18 protein-coding genes are annotated in these 22,230 nt (G+C 70.7%); 2 read left to right on the top strand and 16 right to left on the bottom strand.

The annotated features are described in order from the left end of the window. Positions 1-48 precede the first annotated feature (48 nt). Positions 49-1,551, top strand: coding sequence for a protein kinase (locus AB0395_RS07285; RefSeq protein ID WP_366277905.1), 1,503 nt, complete (start codon positions 49-51; stop codon positions 1,549-1,551). A gap of 142 nt (positions 1,552-1,693) precedes the next feature. Here AB0395_RS07285 and AB0395_RS07280 read toward each other — a convergent pair whose 3' ends face one another. Genes AB0395_RS07280 through AB0395_RS07270 form a run of 3 tightly spaced genes read right to left on the bottom strand, consistent with a single transcriptional unit; the run spans position 1,694 to position 3,661 of the window. Beyond that, positions 1,694-2,626, bottom strand: a complete 933-nt coding sequence (locus tag AB0395_RS07280; protein WP_366277903.1) for an RluA family pseudouridine synthase — start codon at positions 2,624-2,626, stop codon at positions 1,694-1,696. Continuing rightward, positions 2,619-3,278, bottom strand: coding sequence for a signal peptidase II (gene lspA, locus AB0395_RS07275; RefSeq protein ID WP_366277901.1), 660 nt, complete (start codon positions 3,276-3,278; stop codon positions 2,619-2,621). The genes AB0395_RS07280 and lspA overlap by 8 nt, the downstream gene beginning before the upstream one ends. After that, positions 3,242-3,661, bottom strand: coding sequence for a TraR/DksA C4-type zinc finger protein (locus tag AB0395_RS07270; RefSeq protein ID WP_366277900.1), 420 nt, complete (start codon positions 3,659-3,661; stop codon positions 3,242-3,244). The genes lspA and AB0395_RS07270 overlap by 37 nt, the downstream gene beginning before the upstream one ends. Before the next feature lie 465 nt (positions 3,662-4,126). Here AB0395_RS07270 and ileS point away from each other — a divergent pair, with 465 nt between their 5' ends. Then, positions 4,127-7,294: an isoleucine--tRNA ligase gene (ileS, locus tag AB0395_RS07265; RefSeq protein ID WP_366277898.1), complete on the top strand. Its 3,168-nt coding sequence runs from the start codon at positions 4,127-4,129 to the stop codon at positions 7,292-7,294. Between the two features lie 202 nt (positions 7,295-7,496). On the opposite strand, the gene AB0395_RS07260 is transcribed toward ileS, so the two are convergent. The 13 genes from AB0395_RS07260 to murF all read right to left on the bottom strand — a co-directional run bounded on the left by AB0395_RS07260 (position 7,497) and on the right by murF (position 22,221). Next, positions 7,497-9,155 carry a hypothetical protein gene (locus AB0395_RS07260; protein ID WP_366277896.1) on the bottom strand — a complete coding sequence of 553 codons (1,659 nt, stop codon included), beginning with the start codon at positions 9,153-9,155 and terminating at the stop codon, positions 7,497-7,499. Positions 9,156-9,218: 63 nt separating this feature from the next. Further along, the gene (locus AB0395_RS07255) at positions 9,219-10,076 is read right to left on the bottom strand and encodes a DivIVA domain-containing protein (protein WP_366277894.1); all 858 of its coding nucleotides are present in this window, start codon (positions 10,074-10,076) and stop codon (positions 9,219-9,221) included. Positions 10,077-10,124: 48 nt separating this feature from the next. Continuing rightward, a complete protein-coding gene (locus tag AB0395_RS07250; protein ID WP_366278116.1) occupies positions 10,125-10,412 on the bottom strand; it encodes a YggT family protein in 288 nt (95 codons plus the stop codon). Positions 10,413-10,497: 85 nt separating this feature from the next. Beyond that, a complete protein-coding gene (gene sepF, locus AB0395_RS07245) occupies positions 10,498-11,001 on the bottom strand; it encodes a cell division protein SepF (RefSeq protein WP_366277893.1) in 504 nt (167 codons plus the stop codon). 120 nt (positions 11,002-11,121) lie between these two features. Beyond that, complete coding sequence (locus tag AB0395_RS07240) at positions 11,122-11,826, bottom strand: YggS family pyridoxal phosphate-dependent enzyme (protein WP_366277891.1); 705 nt, start codon at positions 11,824-11,826, stop codon at positions 11,122-11,124. Between the two features lie 90 nt (positions 11,827-11,916). Further along, positions 11,917-13,320 (bottom strand): cell division protein FtsZ, encoded by a 1,404-nt coding sequence (ftsZ, locus tag AB0395_RS07235; protein WP_366277889.1) that lies wholly within the window; start codon positions 13,318-13,320, stop codon positions 11,917-11,919. A 224-nt stretch (positions 13,321-13,544) separates the two neighbouring features. After that, positions 13,545-14,213: an FtsQ-type POTRA domain-containing protein gene (locus AB0395_RS07230; protein ID WP_366277887.1), complete on the bottom strand. Its 669-nt coding sequence runs from the start codon at positions 14,211-14,213 to the stop codon at positions 13,545-13,547. Between the two features lie 57 nt (positions 14,214-14,270). After that, positions 14,271-15,677 carry a UDP-N-acetylmuramate--L-alanine ligase gene (gene murC / locus AB0395_RS07225; RefSeq protein ID WP_366277886.1) on the bottom strand — a complete coding sequence of 469 codons (1,407 nt, stop codon included), beginning with the start codon at positions 15,675-15,677 and terminating at the stop codon, positions 14,271-14,273. 177 nt (positions 15,678-15,854) lie between these two features. Further along, the gene (gene murG / locus AB0395_RS07220; RefSeq protein WP_366277885.1) at positions 15,855-16,946 is read right to left on the bottom strand and encodes an undecaprenyldiphospho-muramoylpentapeptide beta-N-acetylglucosaminyltransferase; all 1,092 of its coding nucleotides are present in this window, start codon (positions 16,944-16,946) and stop codon (positions 15,855-15,857) included. A gap of 14 nt (positions 16,947-16,960) precedes the next feature. Then, positions 16,961-18,271: a putative lipid II flippase FtsW gene (ftsW, locus tag AB0395_RS07215; RefSeq protein ID WP_366277884.1), complete on the bottom strand. Its 1,311-nt coding sequence runs from the start codon at positions 18,269-18,271 to the stop codon at positions 16,961-16,963. Further along, positions 18,268-19,680 (bottom strand): UDP-N-acetylmuramoyl-L-alanine--D-glutamate ligase, encoded by a 1,413-nt coding sequence (gene murD / locus AB0395_RS07210; RefSeq protein WP_366277883.1) that lies wholly within the window; start codon positions 19,678-19,680, stop codon positions 18,268-18,270. Before murD ends, ftsW begins: the two co-directional genes overlap by 4 nt. Before the next feature lie 10 nt (positions 19,681-19,690). After that, the gene (gene mraY / locus AB0395_RS07205; protein ID WP_366277881.1) at positions 19,691-20,749 is read right to left on the bottom strand and encodes a phospho-N-acetylmuramoyl-pentapeptide-transferase; all 1,059 of its coding nucleotides are present in this window, start codon (positions 20,747-20,749) and stop codon (positions 19,691-19,693) included. Next, positions 20,746-22,221, bottom strand: a complete 1,476-nt coding sequence (murF, locus tag AB0395_RS07200; RefSeq protein ID WP_366277880.1) for a UDP-N-acetylmuramoyl-tripeptide--D-alanyl-D-alanine ligase — start codon at positions 22,219-22,221, stop codon at positions 20,746-20,748. Before murF ends, mraY begins: the two co-directional genes overlap by 4 nt. Between the last annotated feature and the right edge of the window lie 9 nt (positions 22,222-22,230).

Raw genomic sequence — 22,230 nt, 5'->3', positions numbered from 1 at the left:
TTATGACTTACGCGGATTGTCGCCGGTAATCACGGGTAGGCGAGGCCCATGTCCGACTCTGGAGAGATCATCGGCGCTCGGTACCGGCTGCTCGAACACATCGGCCGCGGGGGCATGGGCACGGTCTGGCGGGCACAGGATGAGGTGCTCGGCCGGAACGTCGCGGTCAAGGAGGTCATTCCCTCGCCGGACCTGACGGGCTCCGAGCGCGAGGTGTTCACCGTACGGACGCTCAGGGAGGCCCGGGCCGCGGGCAGGATCGGCCACCCGGGCGTCGCGACGGTCTACGACGTGATCGAGGAGCACGGGCGTCCGTGGATCGTCATGCAACTGGTCGAGTCCAGAACGCTCGGGGCGGTGGTCCGCGAGGATGGGCCGCTGCCGCCCACCCGGGTGGCCCAGATCGGGCTCGAGGTGCTCGGGGCGCTGATCGCCGCGCACAACGCGGGTGTGCTGCATCGCGACGTCAAGCCGGACAACGTGCTGCTCGCCAGGGACGGCCGGGCCGTACTGACCGATTTCGGCATCGCGGTGCTGGAGGGCGACTCGTCGGTGACCAGGACCGGCGCGCTGATCGGCACTCCCGCGTTCATCGCGCCGGAGCGGGCGAGCGGGGGACCCGCGGAGTTCGCCTCCGACCTGTGGTCGCTCGGCGTGACGCTCTACGTGGCGGTCGAGGGACGCTCCCCCTTCGAACGCGCGCACCCCCTGGCCACGCTCAGCGCGGTCATGCATGAGGAACCCGCTCCCCTGAGGTTCGCCGGGCCGCTGGGCCCGGTGGTCTACGGCCTGCTCTCCAAGGAGCCCGCGCGGCGCATGTCCGCCCAGGACGTGCAGACGCACCTGCGTTCCATCGTGAACGGGATCGCCCCGCAGGCGACCATGCCGATCGACCTGCCCGCCCTCGCGCCGGTCCCCATGCCGGTGACCGGCCAGATCGCAGAGCAGACGGCGGGCTTCGCAGTGGCGCCGCCGGGGCCGGGCGGGGAGGACATCGTGGCCGCCCAGGGCGCCCGGCGACGACGCCCGGCCACGGCGACCGTGGTTGCGGCGGTGCTCGCGGTCACCGCGACCGCGGGCGCGGCGGCCTGGGCCGCCATGAGTTCCGCTCCCCCGCTCTCCAGGGAACCGTCGACCTCGGCGAGCGTCCCCGCGAGGGACGACTCGCCCCGCACCAAACCGGAGCAGGCGAAGCTGCCCTCGAAGAAGGCCCCCTCCCCCGTCCAGACCGGACAGGACCGGCGGGAGCGACCGGCCGCTTCCCCCTCGCCCCGCGACGAGCCGGAGACGAGCGATCCGTCCCCGTCCGGCGAGCCCTCGGCGACCCCCTCGAAGAAACCCCAGAAGAACGACACGGGAGACGGCCCCGGCAAGGGCAAGGGCGGCGAGGACGGGAAGGGCCAGGACTCGGAGAACGGCCCCGGATCCGGCGACGACGGCGGGAACGGCTCACCGCAGGACCAGGGAGACGACCAGGGCGCGGGCGAGCAGGAGCCGCTCGACGAGGTGGACCCCGGCGGCGCGCTCAACGCCCTCGCCAAGACCTCCTGAGCCCCGCCAGGACACGAGGACCGCGAACGGGAGAACCTGCACGACGGTCATAGGCCCTCTGCGACCGGGTCTTCCTACGTGCCGGTACGGCGGGCGGCGCGGCCCCGATCGGTGCCGGTAAGCGGCGCGTGCCCCGCGCCCGTTACCAGGATTCCTCGCCTACGACCTTCAGGGCGTGGGCGAGGTCGTCGGGGTAGTCGGTGGTGAAGCTGACCCATTCGCCCGTCGCCGGGTGCTCGAAGGCCAGGGAGACGGCGTGCAGCCACTGGCGGGTGATGCCGAGCCGCGCGGCCAGCGTGGGGTCGGCGCCGTACATCATGTCGCCGACGCACGGGTGGCGCAGCGCCGACATGTGAACCCGGATCTGGTGGGTACGGCCGGTCTCCAGCTTGATGTCCAGCAGCGACGCGGCGCGGAAGGCCTCGATCGTGTCGTAGTGGGTGACCGACTCCTTGCCTCCGGCCACGACCGCGAACCGGCCGTCCCCTGACGGGTGGCGGTCGATCGGCGCGTCGACGGTGCCGCGCAGTGGATCGGGGTGGCCCTGGACCAGCGCGTGGTAGCGCTTGTCGACCGTGCGCTCCTTGAAGGCCCGCTTCAGCCGCGAGTAGGCGTGCTCGCTCTTGGCCACGACCATGGCGCCGGTGGTGTTGGCATCCAGGCGGTGCACAATGCCCTGGCGCTCCGCGGCGCCGCTGGTCGCGACCCGGTGCCCGGTGCCGAGCAGGCCGCCGATCACGGTCGGGCCCGTCCAGCCCGTGGTCGGGTGCGCGGCGACGCCGATGGGCTTGTTGACGACGACGATGTCGTCGTCCTCGTAGACGATCGTCATGCCGGGGACCGGCTCGGCGACCGGCATCGGCGCGCTCGGCGGCGGCGGCAGGGTGACATCCAGCCAGGCGCCCGCGTGCACCCGGTCGGACTTGGCCGCGGGCGAGCCGTCGACCAGCACGTCGCCGTCGACGATCAGCTCGGCCGCGCGGGTGCGCGAGAAGCCGAACAGCCGGGACAGGGCGGCGTCGAGACGCTCGCCCTCCAGGCCGTCGGGGACCGGGAGACTCCGCTGTTCAGCCATCACTCTTGCTCTCTGCCCTGTTCTCCTGGCCGCTCTCCGCGGCGGTGTCCGCGCTGCCCTGCCCGGTGTCGCGCGTGCCGTCGATCTGGTAGCCCCGCCAGGCGAGGAAGACGGCCAGGATCCCTCCGCAGACGATCGCCGAGTCGGCGACGTTGAAGACCGGGAAGTGGCCGGGGAAGGTCTCGATGAAGTCCACCACGTGGCCCTGGAGCCCGCCGGGGGCGCGGAAGAGCCGGTCGGTCAGGTTGCCCAGCGCCCCGCCCAGCATCAGGCCGAGCGTGACGGCCCACGGCAGGCTGCGCAGGTTCCTCGCGGTGCGCAGGATGGCGATCACGACACCGGCCGCGATGATCGTGAAGACGATGGTCATCCCGGTGCCGATGCTGAAGGCGGCTCCCGCGTTGAAGATCACCCGGAACTGAAGCAGGTCGGGGATCACCACGAACGGCTCCCTGCCCTCGAGCGTCCTCAGCACGATGGTCTTCGTCAGCAGGTCGAGACCGTAGACGACCACCGCGAGGGCCGCCAGCAGCGCGACCCGCCGCGCCCGCCGTGGGAGGGCCCGGGGAACCCCGCCGGTGGTCTCGCCGGGGACCCCTTCTGCGGCGGCGCCGGTCAGCGCCGTTCCTCCCGCTGCTTGCAGGCCACGCACAGCGTCGCCCTCGGGAACGCCTGAAGGCGCTCCTTTCCGATCGGCTTGTGGCACGATTCGCACACTCCGTAAGTCCCCGCGTCGATCCGGGCGATCGCTCGCTCGTTCTGCGCGACCAGATCGCGCGAATTCAGGGTAAGGGCGATCTCGCGTTCCCGTTCATACGTCCGGGCGCCCGCGTCGGCCTGGTCGTCTCCCGCCCCGTCCGTGACGTCGCTCGACGCGATCTCTGTCTCGGCCTTGAGGATCTCCTGGTTCAGCTCGTCGATCTCCGCGGCCAGTCTCCCGCGGACCTCGGCGAGCTCCTTGGCCGACCAGGTGACGGCGCTACCGTTCTCCGACGGTGCTACCGCGCTCTCGTCCGCGCGTACAGTCGCGGCCATGGCGGCCTCCTTGCTCGATCGGACCGTATCCAATGTGGTAAACGGTGCGGGCAGCTTAGGTCTCCCATAACAGAACGGCAAACGACCCGCCGTGATGTTTACCACTCCCGTAACATCCGGCCCCCTCCTCTGGATTCCGTCCTCAGCCTTGACAACTGGGAGATATTCGGGAAGCTTCGCGCGAGCCGGTGCGTTATGGTGTGAGCCTGCAAGGCGTTGATGGGGACAACTACCTCCGAGCCCCTCGCGTGAGCGACCCGGGGACGGTGCGAGCCCGGGGCGATGCCCGGAGGGAAAATCACCCCTGAGCCGCCGGAAGAACGGTCGTCGAGACCCAGTAGAACCGGCAGCAGAGACCAAGGAAGAGGGCCTTCTCCCGAAGGCCAAGGAGGGTGGTACCGCGGGGCCCGCAGGGTCTCGTCCCTCCACGCCACTGCCAGCACCAGCGTGGAGGTCCAGACCGTCATGTCCGCCTATTTCCGCTCTCTTCCCGCGCAGGTCGACCTGCCCGCGCTCGAACACGAGGTGCTCGACCGCTGGCGGGACGGCAAGGTCTTCGAGCGGTCGGTCGAGCAGAACGCCGGCGGGCCCAACTGGGTCTTCTACGAGGGGCCGCCGACCGCCAACGGCATGCCCGGCGTGCATCACGTCGAGGCCCGCGTGTTCAAGGACCTCTTTCCCCGCTACCGGTCGATGCGCGGCTACAACGTGCCCCGCAAGGCGGGCTGGGACTGCCACGGCCTGCCGGTCGAGGTCAGCGTCGAGAAGGAGCTCGGCCTGTCCGGCAAGAAGGACATCGAGGCGTACGGCATCGCCGAGTTCAACGCCAGGTGCCGCCAGTCGGTGCTACGGCATGTGGACGCCTTCGAAGAGATGACCGAGCGGATGGGGTACTGGATCGACCTGTCCCAGGCCTACCGCACGATGGACCCCTCCTACGTCGAGTCCGTCTGGTGGTCGCTCAAGGTCATCTTCGACAAGGACCTGCTGACCCGCGACTTCCGGATCACGCCCTACTGTCCCCGTTGTGGCACCGGCCTGTCCGACCACGAGCTGGGCCAGCCCGGCGGCTACGAGACCGTGACCAGCCCGTCGGTCTACGTCCGCATGCCCGCCACCTCTGGCCCGCTGGCCGATCTGGGCGCCTCGCTGCTGATCTGGACCACCACCCCGTGGACGCTGGTCTCCAACACGGCCGTGGCCGTTCACCCGGAGGTGACCTACGTCGCCGCGCGCCCCGCGGGCTCCGACGAAGTGCTGGTCGTGGCCGAGCCACTGCTGGCCTCCGCCCTGGGTGAGGGCGCAGAGGTGCTGGCCTCCTTCCAGGGCTCCGACCTCGAGCACACCACCTACACGCGCCCCTTCGACCTGGTCGACATCCCCGGCGCGCACTACGTGGTGCTCGGCTACTACGTCACCACCGAGGACGGCACCGGCCTGGTCCATCAGGCGCCCGCCTTCGGCGCCGACGACATGACGACCTGCAAGCGGTACGGGCTGCCCGTGGTCAACCCGATCGGCCCCGACGGGCGCTTCCTCGACGGCGTCCCCCAGGTCGGCGGCCAGTTCTTCAAGGACGCCGACGAGGGCCTCACCGCCGACCTCGACGCGCGCGGCCTGCTGTATCGGGGCGGCCACTTCGACCACAGCTACCCGCACTGCTGGCGCTGCCACACCGCGCTGCTCTACTACGCGCTGCCCGCGTGGTACATCCGCACCACCGCGATCAAGGACCGGCTCCTCGCGGAGAACGAGAAGACGTCCTGGTACCCCGGGACGATCAAGTGGGGCCGCTTCGGCGAGTGGCTGCGCAACAACGTCGACTGGTCGCTGTCCCGGTCGCGTTACTGGGGCACGCCGCTGCCGCTGTGGGTCTGCTCGGCCGACGAGTCGCACATCACCTGTGTCGGCTCGCTCGAGGAGCTCGGCAGGCTGTCGGGGCAGGACGTGTCCGCCCTCGACCCGCACCGCCCCTACGTGGACGACGTCACGCTGCCCTGCCCCACCTGTGGCGCCGAGGCGCGCCGGGTGCCGGACGTGATCGACGCCTGGTACGACTCGGGGTCGATGCCCTTCGCCCAGTGGGGCGCGCCGTACCAGAACGCGGACATGCTCCAGAAGGCCTACCCCGCGCAGTTCATCTGCGAGGCCACCGACCAGACGCGTGGCTGGTTCTACTCCCTGATGGCGGTCGGCACGCTCGTGTTCGACAGGTCGTCGTACGAGAACGTGCTCTGCCTCGGCCTGATCCTCGCCGAGGACGGCCGCAAGATGAGCAAGCACCTGGGCAACGTGCTGCAGCCGATCCCGCTGATGGACCAGCACGGTGCCGACGCGCTGCGCTGGTACATGGCCTGCTCCGGCTCGCCGTGGGCGGCCCGCCGGGTCGGGCACGCGGCCCTTGAGGAGATCGTCCGCAAGGTCCTGCTGACCTACTGGAACACCGCGTCGTTCTTCACCCTCTACGCCAACGCCGAGTCGTGGTCGCCGTCCCGGCTCTCCGAGGCCCCCGTGTACGGCGAGCGCCCGCTGATCGACCGCTGGGCGCTGGCCGAGCTGCACCGCACCGTGGCCGAGGTCACGGCCTCGATGGAGGAGTACGACACCGCGAAGGTCGGGCGGCGTGTCGCCGAGTTCCTCGACGACCTGTCCAACTGGTACGTGCGCCGCTCCCGCCGCCGGTTCTGGTCGGGCGACGTCTCGGCGTTCGCCACGCTGTACGAATGCCTGGAGACGGTCACCCGGCTGATGGCGCCGGTGACGCCGTTCGTCACCGACTACGTCTGGGATGTGCTCCGCGACACGGAGGGCCCCTCCTCCGTGCACCTGGCCGAGTGGCCCTCGGTGAAGGAGGAGCTCCTGGACGAGGCGCTGTCCGAGCAGATGGCGCTGGTCCGCCGCCTGGTCGAGCTCGGCCGTTCGGCCCGCGCCTCCAGCGGCGTGAAGACCCGCCAGCCGCTGGGCCGTGCGCTGGTCGGCGCCCGCGGCTGGGGCGCGCTCTCCCAGGAGCTGCGCGACCTGATCGCCGACGAGCTGAACGTGCAGGGCCTGGAGGACCTCGGCGGCATCGAGGCCGACCTGGTCTCCTTCACGGTCAAGCCCAACTTCCGCGCGCTCGGCAAGCGGTTCGGCTCGCAGACCAAGCTGGTCGCGTCGGCCGTGACCTCGGCCGACGCCGCCGAGCTCGCCCGCGCGCTCCGCTCAGGCTCCGCCGTCTCGGTCGACGCCGGTGAGCTGGGCACGGTGGAGCTGACCGCGGAAGAGGTGATCGTCACCGAGCAGCCGAAGTCCGGCTGGGCGGTGGAGACCGGGGCCATCGACACCGGGACCGGCGAGACGGTCGCCCTCGACCTGGCCATCACCGACGAGCTGCGCCGCTCGGGTCTGATCCGCGACGTCATCCGCCTGCTCCAGGACACCCGCAAGTCCACCGGTCTGTCCATCACCGACCGGATCGACGTGTGGTGGTCGACCGCCGACTCCGACCTGGCCGAGGCCCTGCGCACCCAGGGCGGAACGGTGGCCGACGAGGTCCTCGCCGTTTCCCTCACCGAGGGCGGAACCGGTGACCTGCCCGTCCACCAGGACGCCGATCTTGGCCTGACGTTCCAGCTCCGCCGTACCGCCGTCTAGGACGGCACACCTTCACCGGGGCAGGTCGGTCGCGGGCCGCCCCGCCTCGGTGAAGAGTTCATCGGGACGACGGCGAACCTTCATCCGGCCGGGGCCTGCGGCACCGGCACGGCGAACGGCCACGCCTCGCGACGCTGAAGGCCCGGGGGTTGTCCCCGGGCCTTCTTGTGATGTGTGCGGGCCGCTCCGGCCCCGCCGCGGTCTATCCCGCGACAGGCCTGCAGACCGAGCAGCTGCGCATGCCCGCCTCCTCGGCCTCGGTCAGCGGGATGGTCTCCAGACCGCTGCCCTGCACGTTCTTGATGGCGTCCAGGCCCTTGATGAGGGGGCAGGAAGGGCTGTGGAAGCGGCGGGTACCAGAGATGATCTTGACCATCTCCGGAGCGGCCGCTTCCCGTGGCCTCCCCGCCGCCGGGCCGGTGCCTTCGCCGGGGGCCGCGGGGGTGTTCTCCCCGGTACCCTCCGCCGCGGGAGCCGCCGTGGTGGAGCCGGCCGACCCCGGTCGCCCGGCGCGCCCGGGCCCGGTGCCGGTCGGCTCCACCGGCTCGGCGGTCTCCGCCGAGGCGGCGGAGCTCCCCTGCTTCACCGGGGAGGGCGGGGCCTCCCCGGACTCGCCGGGGGTGGTTTCGTTGCGGGACGCGGCCTTCGCGGGCGCGTTTCCCGCCCCGCTTGGCACGTCGCCTCCCGTCGCAGCAGCAGAGGAGGGGGCCTTGTCCGGCCCACCGGGAGCGGTCTTCGGGGTGGCTGCTCCCGCCGTCTCCCGCTCGTCCGCGGAGGACTCAGGCTCGGTGCCTGCGGACGCGGTCTTCGCGTTCCCCGTCCTGGCGGGCCCGGCGCCGGTCTCCGACTGCCCGGTCTCGGGCTGCTCTGCAGGTGCGGCCTCTGACATCAGGGGCCTGACCATGTCGCGGCTGAACCAGCTGGTGGCGTTGGGATCGGCCGGGGTCTCGGATATGGGAGCCGGGGAACGGACCGGGAAGGCGGCGGGCTCGGCGGCGCGCAAAGGCGGGGCGGACTGCTCCCTGACCGACGGCTGCCCGCTCTCTCTCGGCTCACCGCTCTGCCCGTCGGCGGGTGACCGCTCCGGCCCTTCCTGACGGCCTGCCGGTGACTGCTCCGGCCCTCTCCGGGCCTGCTGCTCGGCGAGAGCCGAGGGACCCTGGACGTAGGGCCGGGTCACCGGGGTGTCGTGGACGCCGGACGCGGCGGCGGGGCCGTAGGGGGAGGTGAACCTGGCGGTTGACTCGTGGACGCCGGCCTCGCGAGCGTCTCCCGAGCGGGAGGGGCCCGGCCCCTGGGAGGAGGGGGACGCGGGTTCCTTGGAGCCCTGGGGGGCGTCCTGCTGGATTCCAGCGGTGAACTCGGGCAGGCACGTGGTGCAGGGCGTGAAGCCCTCCTCCCGCGCCTCCTCGTGAGTGAGTTCCTCATGATCCCGGCCGGCCAGCTGGCGGCACCCCTCGACGTGGTAGCGCTTACGGCCTGGAATCACCAGGACGATCGCCTCGTCGTCCAGAGGGCCCCGTCTCGCGGCGGTTGGCGGTCCGGCCACCGGACGACCCAGCCGAGGCTGGGACGCGACGGAGGCCGTCTGCGCAACGCCGTGCGGCACCGTGGTGGGTAGCGGTGCCTGCAGGACGGGCTGGTTCGGCACGGGCGGCCCCGGCGGAACCGTTCCCTTGGGCGGGAGCGGCGGAACTGCCCCGCCGCGTCCGCCGCCGGGGAACAACTCGTGGCGGCGTAACAACGCACCGATCACCAGGAAGACCGCGGACAGCACACTGACCGCGATCGACCACATGACCAGAAATGGTTTGGCCAGCACGAATCCCGCGATGAGCAGGACGATGGCCGTGAGTACCAAACCAGCGCTGATAAGGATCACAGAGGAACTCCCGGATACGGGTCAGACGGATGACCCGACACCCTAGCGGCGGTCGTTGTGCGGACCGTCAACACCCTGGAAGGCGCCCGAATGCTGAGTGGGCTCGCCGCCGAACGGGTTGGCGGGGCCCTGGATGGACGGCTGGCCGCCCTGAGCCACGGCGTGGGACATCGCGGGCGGGCCGCCCACGATCGGGAACCCACCGTTGCCCTCAGCGGCGACGGTCAACTCGGCGAGCTGGTTCTCCAGGTACAGCTTCAGGCGGCTGCGGTACTCCCGCTCGAAGCTGCGCAGTTCCTCAACCTTGCGCTCAAGCTCGTCACGGGTCTGCACCAGCGAGCCCATGGCCTGCCTGTGACGCTCCTGCGCGTCGCGCTCGAGCGTCTCCGCGCGGGCGCGGGCGTCGCCGATGACCTGCTCGGCCTGGCGGCGCGCCTTGCCAAGGATGTCGTCGGCCTCACGGCGGGCCCTGGTCACCGTCTCGTCCGCCTCTCGGCGGGCGTCGGCGATCGCCTGGTCGGCCGTCTGCTGGGCAAGGGCGAGCACGCGAGCCGCGGTGTCCATGTTGTCCTCGGCGGGGGGCATGCCCATCCCGACGGGAACCTGCTGCTGGTGCTGCACCGGCTCGGGAGCCCGCATCGGCTCGGGCTGCTGCATCATCATCTCGGGTTTGGGCTCGGCGACCGGGGCGGGTGCCATGGCCGTGCCCATCCCGCCGGGCACCTTGCCCCTGAGGCACTCCGCCAGCTTGGCGCGGAGCTCCTCGTTCTCCTGGATGAGACGGTCGAGCTCGGACTCGACCTCGTCGAGGAAGGCGTCTACCTCTTCCTCGTCGTAGCCCGGCCTCAGCCGGGTCGTACTGAATTGCTTGTTCCGCACATCAGCGGGCGTCAGCGGCATTTCGGTCTCCTTGGCGCGCTTGGAGTCTGTCCGGAGGACGGTACCCGATCAGGGAAGCGCGGACACGAGTTGGATCAAGACCAAGACCCCAATGAACAGCATCGTAAAGCTTAGGTCAAAGGCCACCGTACCCAACCGGAGTGGTGGAATGAAACGGCGGAGGAACTTGAGAGGTGGGTCGGTCAGCGTGTATATGACCTCCGCCACGACCAGGACGATCCCCGCGGGGCGCCACTGGCGGGCGAACGACTGCACCATCTCAAAGATCATTCTGCCGATCAGCAGAACCAGGTAGAGGGACAGGACGGCGACCAAGATCTCTCTAACGATCCCCACGGCCTGTGCCCGCCTCCACTCTTCTGTTCCGCCGTCCCCGGTCCCGTCGGGACTTGTCCGGCCGGTCACTGTTCATAGTGGAACTCTAGCTCTGGTTGAAGAACCCGCGTTCCGCGATTCGAGCCTTGTCCTCGGCGGTCACCTCGACATTGGCAGGGGACAACAGGAACACCTTGTTGGTAACACGTTCAATGCTGCCGTGTAGGCCAAAGACAAGACCTGCCGCGAAATCCACAAGCCGCTTCGCGTCACTGTCAACCATCTCGGTCAGGTTCATGATGACGGGAGTGCCGTCGCGGAAGTGCTCGCCGATTGTGCGGGCCTCGTTGTAGGTCCGGGGATGAAGCGTGGTGATACGCGCCAGATCGGTCGTACGACGCTCCAGAACGGTCGTCGCGGGCCGGGGAGCGGGGACCCCGGGATCGGTGTCGTCCTCGCGGTCGTGGACCGTGCCAGGCCGCTCGTCGCCGACTCTCCGCGAGTCCTCGAAGTCCTCGTACTCATCATCGGAATAGCTGTCGTACCTCTCATAGCGGTCGTCCTCAACAAGACCGAGGTAGACCGCCATCTTGCGCATCGCGCCGGCCATCGCTACTTCTTCCTCCGCCTTACTTCGATCTGCCTGCGGCGGTAGCCGCACCCCCTTGGAGCTCACCACCGAACGACCTCTATCTGGATACGCGGACGCCAAGGTCCACTTGAAGGGACATTACCTGACGAAGGGCTTCCTACGACCGAGCAACGCCGTACCGACACGCAGGTGTGTCGCGCCATTGGCGATGGCTTCCGACAGGTCACCGCTCATCCCCGCGGAGATGGCGTCCGCCCCCGGATGGTCCGCCCGTACGGCCTGCGCGATCTCCCACAGCCGCGCGAACGCCCTGCCGGGCTCCTCCCCGAGCGGCGCCACGGCCATCACCCCGCCGAGCCGCACCCCCTCGGCCCCGGCGACGGCGTCGGCCAGGGCCGCGACATCCACCGGCCTGACCCCGCCGCGCCCCGGATCGTCGTCCAGGGCCACCTGCACCAGACATGTGATCTCCCTGCCCGCCCGCACCGCCTCGTGACCGAGCGCGGTCACCAGGCGCGGACGGTCGACCGAGTGGACGACGTCCGCGTAGCCGACCACGGAACGGGCCTTGTTGGTCTGCAACTGACCGACGAAGTGCCAGGTGAGATCCAGGTCCGCGCACTCGCGGGCCTTGGCGGAGGCCTCCTGGTCACGGTTCTCCCCCACGTCCCTCACCCCGAGCGCGGCCAGCAGCCGCACGTCCGAGGCGGGATAGGTCTTGCTCACCGCGACGAGCGTCAGCTCCTCGCGGGCGCGGCCCGCGGCCCGGCAGGCCTCGGCGATGGTCGCCTCGACCTCGGCCAGGCCGGCCGCGATCTCATCACGTCGTGTTGTTTCCGTCACATCTCCGCCGCTCGAACACTGGAAAACCGGCGGAGACCATTCTTCCCGTCACGGCCGAGTGACTTGTCGCCCACCCAGCCGTGAGCAATGTCACTTCAGGAAGTCGGGAACGTCGAGCTCTTCCTCCTGCTCCTCGAAGATCACCTGACGGCGCCTCGCGGCGTCGGGGACCCTCGCGGAGATGGGAGTGGGCTGCGGCGGCTCGGGCGCGGGGCGCGGAATCGACACCGGAGGGGCGGGAGGCTCCTCGACGCGATGCGGCTCCACGTGCTCGACCGGAGGGTGCGGGTAGGGAGCGGGCTGCACCGGGTGGATCTGCTGGACCGGCTGCGGAGCGGGCGGCGGAGTCTCTGCGACCGGAAGCGGCGGCGACGCGTTGACGATCGGCCTGACCGGCACGGGAGGCTGCTCCGCCCTCGGCTCGGCCTTCACCGTCGGCGCAGGCGGACGCATCTGCGCGCCGACGGAAGGCGGCGGGGAGACCGGAGCGGGGCGCGCGGCGGGCTGCTGGCGCGGCAGCGGCTGCGGCGCCGCGGCGGCCTCGGCCGTGGGCTCGTCGAACCCGGCCGCGATCACCGTGACCCGGACCTCGTCGCCCAGCGCGTCGTCGATGACCGTACCGAAGATGATGTTGGCGTCCATCGCGGCGGCGTTCGAGACCAGCTGGGCGGCCTCGTTGATCTCGAAGAGACCGAGGTCCGACCCGCCGGCGATCGACAGCAGCACGCCGTGCGCGCCGTCGATGCTGGCCTCAAGCAGCGGGCTGGAAACGGCCATCTCGGCCGCCGCGACCGACCGGTCGTCACCGCGCGCGTGGCCGATGCCCATGAGCGCCGAGCCCGCGCCCGACATGACCGACTTCACGTCGGCGAAGTCGAGGTTGATCAGACCGGGCGTGGTGATGAGGTCGGTGATGCCCTGGACACCGGAGAGCAGCACCTGGTCGGCCGCCTTGAAGGCGTCCAGCACGCTCACCTGCCGGTCGGAGATCGACAGCAGCCGGTCGTTGGGGATCACGATGAGGGTGTCGACCTCCTCGCGGAGCGTCTCGATCCCCGCCTCCGCCTGCATCGCCCGGCGCCTGCCCTCGAAGCTGAAGGGCCGGGTCACCACACCGATGGTCAGCGCGCCGAGAGAGCGCGCGATGTTGGCCACGACCGGGGCGCCACCGGTGCCCGTGCCACCGCCCTCACCTGCGGTGACGAACACCATGTCGGCGCCCTTGATGACCTCTTCGATCTCCTCACGGTGATCCTCGGCCGCCTTGCGCCCGACTTCGGGGTTGGCCCCCGCGCCAAGGCCGCGGGTGAGTTCACGCCCGACGTCGAGCTTGACGTCGGCGTCACTCATCAGCAGCGCCTGGGCGTCGGTATTGATGGCGATGAACTCGACGCCCTTGAGTCCCTCCTCGATCATCCGGTTGACGGCGTTGACTCCGCCTCCACCGATTCCTACAACCTTGATGACCGCGAGGTAGTTCTGCGGTGCTGCCACGACGAGGGGCCTTTCCGCTCGTTGACTTGCAATTTCATGCGGCACGGGGGCCCGTGCCGTCGTTTCCCAAACTCTCACCCTCAAGTTGAGATTTAGATTTATGTCAACCTGAGGAGTGATACGGACAGTAGGAGTTGCCTTCAGGTGGGTCAACTAACCGCGCCGCAAGTGTGCCCGGCGTGTCGTGGGCCGTCCTTTTCAGGGAAGCGCACCGAGCGGCGAGATCACTTCACCGTCACGACGTCCGGCGAGCTCACGTCATAGCTGTCGGCCGGACGTTTCAGCAGCGTAGTGAGGATGCTCGCCTTGTCGGCAGGGCGATCGGCACCCCCCCACACGACCGTTCGGCCGTCCTTGAGACGCAGCGAGACCGTTTCCGGCGAGGGCGCGAGAACTTCCGCGATTCTCGGGACGAGACTCTGCGGCAGCGCGCCTATGACGGCCAGCGCGGCCCCCGCCGCCGGGTCACCCGCCTGCGGGTGATCGACCCGCAGCAGCGGGAGCATCGGCGGCACGGCGTCCTCGATCCCGGTCACCACGCCGTGACGGTCCACGACCGCGAACTTCCCGCCCACCGGGATCACGGCCATCGGCTCGCGTTCCACTATCTTCACCACCAGCGTGCCCGGCCAGCCCCGGCTGACCACGGCCGACTCGATCTGCCGGATCTTCCTGAGCCGGTCCTCGACCTCGGTCACGTCGACGGTGGCCAGCGGCGTGCCGTCGGCCACCCCCGTCGCCTGCCGGATCTGCTGGGCGGTGATGGCGAGATTGCCGACCACCTGGATGTCCCGCACTCCCAGTACGGAGGAGAAGAACACCAGCCAGGCGGCGGTGCCGACCACCCCCGCGGTGAGCAGCGCCAGGAAGGCGGGCCTCCACGCCCCGTTCATCGCCTCACCCCGTCCTGCGGCCCTGACGCCCGCGCCCTGCGGCGTCTCCCGGCCCGATCACCGCGCGGCCAGCTCCGCCACGATCAGGGGACCCAGCTCGGTCACGTCGCCCGCGCCCATGGTGAGCACGATGTCACCGGGCTTGGCACGTTCCGCGACGAGCGCGGGCACGTTCTCGCGCTGCGGCGCGTAGGCGACCTGCGCGGCGGGAAGCGGCACCTTGCCCGCGACCAGGGCTCCCGAGACACCCGGTTCCGGGTCCTCACGGGCACCGTAGACGTCCAGGACGACGGCCTCGTCGGCCAGCCCAAGGGCGGCGCCGAACTCGTCGGCGAAGAACCGGGTGCGCGAGTAGAGGTGGGGCTGGAAGACCGCGATCACCCGGCCTGAGCCGGAGAAGGAGGCGACGACGTCACGTGCCGCCCGCAGGTCGGCGGCCAGTTCGGTCGGATGGTGGGCGTAGCTGTCGAAGACCGCGACTCCCCCCGCCTCCCCCTTGGCCTCGAAGCGGCGCTTGGCCCCGGTGAAGGCGGCCAGCCCGTCGCGTATCTCATCGAAGGACACACCGAGCTCCGCAGCGACGGCGATGGCCGCGGCGGCGTTGAGCGCGTTGTGGCGGCCGGGGACCGAGAGCCTGACCTCTCCGTGGCCCACGACCGTGAAGGAGACGCCAAGGCCGTCGGGGACGATCTCACCGACCCGGAGGTCGGAGTCCTCCGCCTCGCCGTACGTGATCACCTTCAGGCCCCGCGCGCGGGCGGCCGGAATCAGGGCGGCGGAGCCCGGGTCGTCGGCGCAGACCACCAACGACCGCCCGACCCGCTCGACGAACCTGGCGAAGCTGTCGTAGACCGCCCGCGGGTCACCGTAGTTGTCCAGGTGGTCCGGCTCGACGTTGGTCACGACGGCGATGTCCGGGGCAAGCATGAGGAAGGAGCCGTCGCTCTCGTCGGCCTCCGCGACGAACACCTCGCCCGCGCCCTCGTCCGCGCCCAGCCCGGTCGTCACCAACTGGCCGCCAACGCAGTAGGACGGATCGGCCCCGCATTTCTGCAGCGCGACCGTGAGCATCGAGGTCGTGGTCGTCTTGCCATGGGTCCCGGCCAGGGCGACCCCGATCCGGCCCGCCATCACGGAGGCCAGCGCGGCGGCCCGGGGAATCACCCGCAGGCCCTGCCGCAACGCCTCGCCCAGCTCGGGATTCGAGTCACGGATCGCGGTCGAGACCACGACGGTGTCGACGTTCTTCACGTGCGAGGCGGCGTGGCCGATGTGGATCCTGCCCCCCAGCTCCCGCAGCTCGTTCAGCAGATCCGAGCCCCGCGAGTCGCTACCGGAGACGGGAACACCGCGTTTGAGCAGGATGCGGGCGATGCCGGACATCCCCGAACCGCCGATCCCGATGAAGTGCACTCGCCCGAGATCCTCGGCCGCGACCGGATCCACCAACTTGACCAGACTCATCGGTCGCTCACCTCTCCTCATTCACTACGCGGACGATCTCGTCCCTCGACCGCCCACTCCACTCACTGCGTCGGGCTCGCTCCCCACCCAAAAGTCGCTCCCCCTCCTCATTCACTACGCGGACGATCTCGTTCCTCGACCGCCCACTCCACTCACTGCGTCGGGCTCGCTCCCCGCTCATCGGTTCTTCCCCTCCGCCGCGATCTGCAGCACCCTGCGGGCGAGCGTCACGTCGGCGTCCTTTCTGCCCATCTTGACCGCCGCCTCCGACATGGTGACCACGCGCTCGGGGTCGGACAGGATGGGCAGCACGTTCTGGATGATCCACTCCGGCGACAGGTCGGCGTCGTCGATCATGAGACCACCGCCCGCCTGCACGATCGGCTCCGCGTTGAGCCGTTGCTCGCCGTTGCCGTGCGGGAGCGGGATGTAGGCGGCGGGCAGACCGACGGCGGTCAGCTCGGCGCAGGTCATGGCGCCGCTGCGGCACAGCGCGAAGTCGGCGGCGGCGTAGGCCAGGTCCATCCGGTCGACGTACTGCAGCACGACGTACTGCGGGTCGCCCGGCGGCGGCTCCTGCTCCAGCGTGTTCTTCGGGCCGATGACGTGCAGCACCTGCACCCCGGCCCGGCGCAGCGCGGGAGCGGCGCCCAGGGCCGCCATGTTGAGCGAGCGCGCGCCCTGCGAGCCACCGGTGACCAGCAGCGTGGGCAGGTCGGCCTCGAGGCCGAACCAGGAGCGCGCCTTGTCGCCCATGGAGAGCCGGTCCAGGCTCACGATCTCCCGGCGGAGCGGGATCCCTATGTGCTGGGCCTTGGCCAGGGGCGTGTTCTGGTGGCCGGTGAACACGTGCTCGGTGAGCCGGGCGCCGAGCCGGTTGGCCAGGCCCGGCCTCGGGTTGGCCTCGTGCACCACGATCGGCACCCCCCGCCTGCGCGCTCCCAGGTAGGCGGGGGTCGCCACATAGCCCCCGAAGCCGACCAGCACGTCGGCCTGGACCCTGTCCATGATGCTCGCCGCCGCGTTGATCGCTCCCGCCAGGCGTCCCGGCACGGTCAGCAGCTGGGGCGTGATGGCCCGGGGAAGCGGCACAGCGGGGACGAGCTGCAGCTCGTAACCCCGGGCGGGCACCAGCCTGGTCTCCAGGCCGCGTTCGGTGCCGAGGCAGGTGATCCCGATGTTCGGGTCCAGTTGGCGCAGCGCGTCGGCCAGGGCCAGCGCCGGTTCGATGTGACCGGCCGTCCCGCCGCCGGCGAGGACCACCCTCATGTCGGTCCTTTCACTTATCGTCTCTCGCGGACCGGCCGTCGTCTCCGTGCCGGACCACCCAGGCCAAGCCAGCTTAGGCCCCGCGCAACCGGTCCGGGGCCACGGACGGCGAGAGCCTCGCGCGCTCCCGGCTCGTGTTTGGCGAAGGAGAGCAGCATGCCGAGAGCGGCCAGCGTGGGGAGCAGCGCCGATCCTCCGTAGGACACCAGGGGCAGCGGGATTCCGGTGATCGGCAACACTCCGATCACCGCGCCGATGTTCACGATCGCCTGACCGGCGATCCAGGCGACCGCCGACGCCGAGGCGAGGCGGACGAACGGGTCCTTGACCCGGGTCGCGACCCGAAGCCCGGCGTAGCCGAGCAGGCCGAACAGCGCGATCACCACGAGGGTGCCCATCAGGCCGAGCTCCTCGCCGAGGATGGAGAAGATGAAGTCGCTCTCCGCGTGCGGGAGCCTGCCCCACTTCTGCCTGCTTGAGCCGAGCCCGAGCCCGAACCAGCCGCCGCTGCCCATGGCGATCTGTCCCTGCACCGCCTGGTAGCCCGTCGTCTGGGCGTTGGCCCACGGGTCGAGCCATCCCTGGATGCGGTCGGAGCGGTATCCCTCGGTGCTGATCATGATGACGGTCGCGAGCACCGCGACCGCGAGGACCCCGCCGAACAGCTTCAGCGGCGCGCCGACCACCCACAGCAGCGACAGGAAGATCAGCAGCAGCACCAGCGTGGTGCCGAGGTCCCGTCCCAGCATGACCATGACGGCCAGGATCACGGTGCCCGGCAGCAGCGGGATGAACAGGTTACGCCACTCGATCAGGCCGCCCCGCGCCTTTCGGGCCAGCAGGTCCGCGCCCCACAGCAACAGCCCCAGCTTGGCGGGCTCGGAGGGCTGTAGGTAGATGGGCCCCAGGTCGATCCAGCGCTGGGCGCCCAGCTGGGAGGTCCCGACGAACAGCACCAGGACCAGGGCGATGATCGACACGACCATCAGCGGATATCCGGCGAGCCTGAAGAACCGCTGGGGCAGCATCGAGGAGATCCACATGAGCGGGATGCCGAGACTGACCGAGACGGACTGCTTGAAGAACCAGTAGAACGGGTTCCCCTTCTCCTGCAGCGCCTCGATGCTGGAGGCGGAGAGCACCATCATCAAGCCGAGGGCGAGCAACAGCGCACTGCAGCCGAGGATCAGGTAGTAGGACGTCAGCGGCCGGTTGAGCAGCTCACGGAAGGCGGCGAGCTGGTCACGGAGACCGCTGTGCCCGCCCGTGCCCCTGCGGGCCCTGGCCCGACCGACCCCGGCGCCCTCCTGCGCCGCGGTGCTCACTCCCGCTCGCCGTCGTGCCGGGTCTCGAGCCGGCGCACGGCCCGTGTGAACGCCTCCCCCCGCGCTGGATAGCCGGCGAACATGTCCAGGGAGGCTCCCGCGGGGGCCAGCAGCACGGTGTCCCCGGGGGCTGCGAGCCTGGCGGCTTCGGTGACGACACGGTCCATGACCCCAGTGTCTTGCCCCGGCACCTCAACCACCGGAACATTCTCGGCGTGTCGCGCCAGAGCCTGGCGAATTCGCTCGCGGTCCGCGCCGAGCAGCACCGCGCCGCGCAGCCGTGGCGCGGCCCGCCGTACCAGATCGTCCACGTCGGCGCCCTTCAGCTGCCCTCCGGCGACCCAGACGATCGACGAGTAGGCGGCGAGGGAGGCGGCGGCGGCGTGCGGGTTGGTGGCCTTGGAGTCGTCCACGTAGTCGACCTCGCCGACCCGGGCGACGTGCGCGATCCGGTGCGGGTCAGGGACGAAGTCCAGCAGGCCCCTTCGTACGGCCTCGGCGGAGACCCCGAAGGACCTGGCCAGCGCCGCGGCGGCCAGGGCGTTGGCCACGTTGTGCGGCGCGAAGGGCCTGACGTCGGCGAACGAGGCGAGCTCCTCGGCCTCGCGCACCGGGTCGGCCACGAAGGCCCGGTCGACGAGCAGGTCGTCGACGACACCGATCTGCCCCGGCCTCGGCACATCGAGGGTGAAACCGACCACGCGCCCGTGCTCGCCGTACGGCTCCGCGAGGCGCGCCGACCACTCGTCGTCCGCGTTGTGGACGGCCGTCCCCGCCCTGGCGAAGACCTCCCCCTTGACCCGGGCGTACTCCTCAAGGGAGCCGTGCCAGTCGATGTGGTCGGGGGCGACGTTGAGCAGGGCCGCGGCGAGCGGGGCGATGCTGGGCGAGCGGTGCAGCTGGAAGCTGGACAGCTCGACGGCCAGCACGTCCCACGGTCCCGTGACCGCCTCGATGACGGGGGTGCCGACGTTGCCGACCGCGAGCGCCCTGTGCCCGGCGGCGTTCAGCATCGAGGTGAGCATCCTGACCACGGTGGTCTTGCCGTTCGTGCCGGTCAGCGCCAGCCACGGCGCCGCGCCCTCTGGGCGCAGCCGCCAGGCCAGCTCGACCTCGCTGACAACCTCGACCCCGGCCTTCGCCGCGGCCAGGAGCAGCGGGTGGCGCGGTGGCCAACCGGTGGTGACGACGAGGCCGGTGCCGTCCGGCAGCTCCGCGGGCGCGCCGAAGCGGACCTCGACGCCCGCCTCGGCCAGCTCCGCGGCGGTCGCCCTGGCCCGCTCTCCGTCGCCGTCCTCGACGACGACGACCTTCTCTCCCCTGGCGGCCATGGCCCGGGCGGCGGCCGTACCGGAGACCCCGAGACCGGCGACGCAGATCACCCGGTCACCTCCGCCCTCGGGGGACACGCATGCGTTGTCACTGCTTCGGCATCCATTCGACGTAGAACAGCCCGAGACCGGCCGCGGCGCAGAGGCCCGCGATGAGCCAGAAGCGGACCACGATGGTCGTCTCCGCCCAGCCTGACAGCTCGAAGTGGTGCTGGAGTGGCGCCATTCTGAAGACGCGTTTGCCCGTCATCTTGAAGAAGCCCACCTGGATGATCACCGAAAGGGTGATGACCACGCACATTCCGGCCAGGATGATCAGCAGAAGCTGGGTGCGGGTGGTGATGGCCAGGCCCGCGAGCACGCCGCCGAGGGCCAGCGAGCCGGTGTCCCCCATGAAGATCTTGGCGGGCGGGGCGTTCCACCACAGGAAGCCGACCAGCGCGCCGAGCACGGCGGCGGCGACGACGGCGAGGTCGAGCGGGTCGCGGACCCAGTAGCAGTTGGGGCCGAGCTGGGTCATGCAGTTGTTGCGGAGCTGCCAGTTGCCGATCAGGACGTAGGAACCGAGCACCACGCCGGTCGCACCGCTGGCCAGGCCATCGAGGCCGTCGGTGAGGTTCACCGCGTTCGAGAAGCCCACGATCATGACGAGCACCCAGATCGTGAACCCGACGATGCCGATGGACGGCCCGAAGTCCCTCAGGAACGACAGGCGGGTCTCCGCCGGGGTGATCAGATAGCCGTTCGGGAAACGGGTCACCAGGACCGCGAAGACCGCCCCGACGACGAGCTGGCCCAACGCCTTGGCACCGCTGCGCAGGCCAAGGCTGCGCTGCTTGTAGATCTTGATGAAGTCGTCGAGGAAGCCCACCGCGCCCAGGCCGGTCATCAGGAACAGCACCAGGATCGCGGAGATCGTCGGCAGGGTCCCGCTGTACAGGTGGGCGCAGGCGAACCCGAGCAGCGCGGCGATCACGATGACGGTGCCGCCCATGGTCGGGGTACCACGCTTGTCGTGATGGCCCGAGGGGCCCTCCTCGCGGATGCTCTGGCCATAGCCGCGCCGCGAGAACAGGCGGATCGCCAGCGGGGTGCCGAACATCGACAGCAGCAATCCGATCGCCGCCGCGATGAGGATCTCCATCATTGGCGCTCACCCCCGGCCAGCGCCTGGGCGACGCGCTCGAGGCCGACGGCGCGCGGTCCCTTGACCAGCACCACGTCGCCGGGCGCCAGCAGCGCCGCGACCCCGGCCACGGCCTCCGCGACGTCGGCGACGTGGACGACCCTGGTGCGGGACGGCGTTCCGGGTGGCGCACCCGGCGGGGCGCCGTCCTGCGCCCTCCGCTGTCCCGCGACCTCGGCCTCCGGGGTACGGCCCGCGCCCTCCGCGACGGACGCGGCGCCCGCCAGGACGGGGGCGGCGTCGGGGCCGACCACGAAGAGGGCCTCGAGGCCCGCGCTCGCGGCCAGGCGTCCCAGGTCCTCGTTCAGGGCGGCACCGTCCTCGCCCAGCTCCCGCAGGGCGGCGATGACCGCGAACCTGCGCCTGCCGCCCGCGAGAGCGTCGAGGGCGGCGAAGGCCGCGCGCATGGAGTCGGGGTTGGCGTTGTAGGCGTCGTTGATCACGGTGACGCCGTCCTGCCTGTCGGTGACCGCCATCCGCCAGCGGCTGCGGGGCTCGGCCTCCGACAGCTCCTCGGCGATGGTGGTGACCGGCAGGCCGAGTTCGTAGGCGGCAGCGGCGGCGGCCAGCGCGTTCTCCACGGCGTGCTCGCCGTACAGGCGGAGGCCGACCGGCGCGGCCCCTGACGGGGTGCGCAGCGTGAAGCGGGCGCGACCGCGCTCGTCGAGGGTCACGTCCTCTGCGCGCACGGTCGCGTTCTCCGCCCGGCCGAACCAGGTGACGCGGGCGGCGGTGCGCCCGGCCATCGCGGCGACCAGCGGGTCGTCGGCGTTCAACACGGCCACGCCGTCGGCGGACAGCGCCTCGACCAGCTCGCCCTTCGCCTGGGCGATCGCCTCCTTGCCGCCGAAGACGCCCAGATGGGCGGTTCCGACGTTGAGGACGACACCGATCCTGGGTGGGGCGATGCGGGCGAGGTCGGCGATGTGGCCCGCGTGCCTGGCGCTGAGCTCGAGCACCAGGTAACGGGTGTCCTCGTCGGCCCTCATGACGGTGAGCGGGTGGCCGATCTCGTTGTTGAACGACTCGACAGGGGCGATCGTCGGGCCGATCCTGGCGACGAGACGGGCCAGCAGGTCCTTGGTCGTGGTCTTGCCCGCAGAACCGGTCACTCCGATGACCGTGGCCTCGGGCAGGTCGGCGGCCACCGCGGTGGCCAGCCGGGCGAGGGCCGCCAGGATGTCGCCGACGACGACCGCGGGGGCATCGACGGGCCTGGACGCCAGGACGGCGACCGCTCCCGCCTCGATGGCCTGGGCCGCGAAGTCGTGCCCGTCGGCCCGCTCGCCCTTGATGGCCACGAACAACGACCCCGGCTCGACGGCGCGGGAGTCGATGACGACCGGGCCGCGCACCACCGCACGGGGATCGGCCATGCCGGCGAGAGCCCCCGAGGTGATCTCGGCGATCCTGGCCAGCGGCAACGGGATCATGATGCGTCT

It is taken from the genome of Streptosporangium sp. NPDC051023, from assembly GCF_040689595.1.
Taxonomy (GTDB): Bacteria; Actinomycetota; Actinomycetes; order Streptosporangiales; family Streptosporangiaceae; genus Streptosporangium.
Note: the sequence above shows the minus strand (reverse complement) of the source record. Positions and strands in the feature narration are given on the sequence as shown.

Coding starts and splice junctions, on each gene's coding strand:
- AB0395_RS07285 (WP_366277905.1), top strand. CDS start 49: ATGTCCGACTCTGGAGAGATCATCGGCGCTCGGTACCGGCTGCTCGAA.
- AB0395_RS07280 (WP_366277903.1), bottom strand. CDS start 2,626: ATGGCTGAACAGCGGAGTCTCCCGGTCCCCGACGGCCTGGAGGGCGAG.
- AB0395_RS07270 (WP_366277900.1), bottom strand. CDS start 3,661: ATGGCCGCGACTGTACGCGCGGACGAGAGCGCGGTAGCACCGTCGGAG.
- ileS (WP_366277898.1), top strand. CDS start 4,127: ATGTCCGCCTATTTCCGCTCTCTTCCCGCGCAGGTCGACCTGCCCGCG.
- AB0395_RS07255 (WP_366277894.1), bottom strand. CDS start 10,076: ATGCCGCTGACGCCCGCTGATGTGCGGAACAAGCAATTCAGTACGACC.
- sepF (WP_366277893.1), bottom strand. CDS start 11,001: ATGGCCGGCGCGATGCGCAAGATGGCGGTCTACCTCGGTCTTGTTGAG.
- AB0395_RS07230 (WP_366277887.1), bottom strand. CDS start 14,213: ATGAACGGGGCGTGGAGGCCCGCCTTCCTGGCGCTGCTCACCGCGGGG.
- murC (WP_366277886.1), bottom strand. CDS start 15,677: ATGAGTCTGGTCAAGTTGGTGGATCCGGTCGCGGCCGAGGATCTCGGG.
- murG (WP_366277885.1), bottom strand. CDS start 16,946: ATGAGGGTGGTCCTCGCCGGCGGCGGGACGGCCGGTCACATCGAACCG.
- mraY (WP_366277881.1), bottom strand. CDS start 20,749: ATGATGGAGATCCTCATCGCGGCGGCGATCGGATTGCTGCTGTCGATG.
- murF (WP_366277880.1), bottom strand. CDS start 22,221: ATGATCCCGTTGCCGCTGGCCAGGATCGCCGAGATCACCTCGGGGGCT.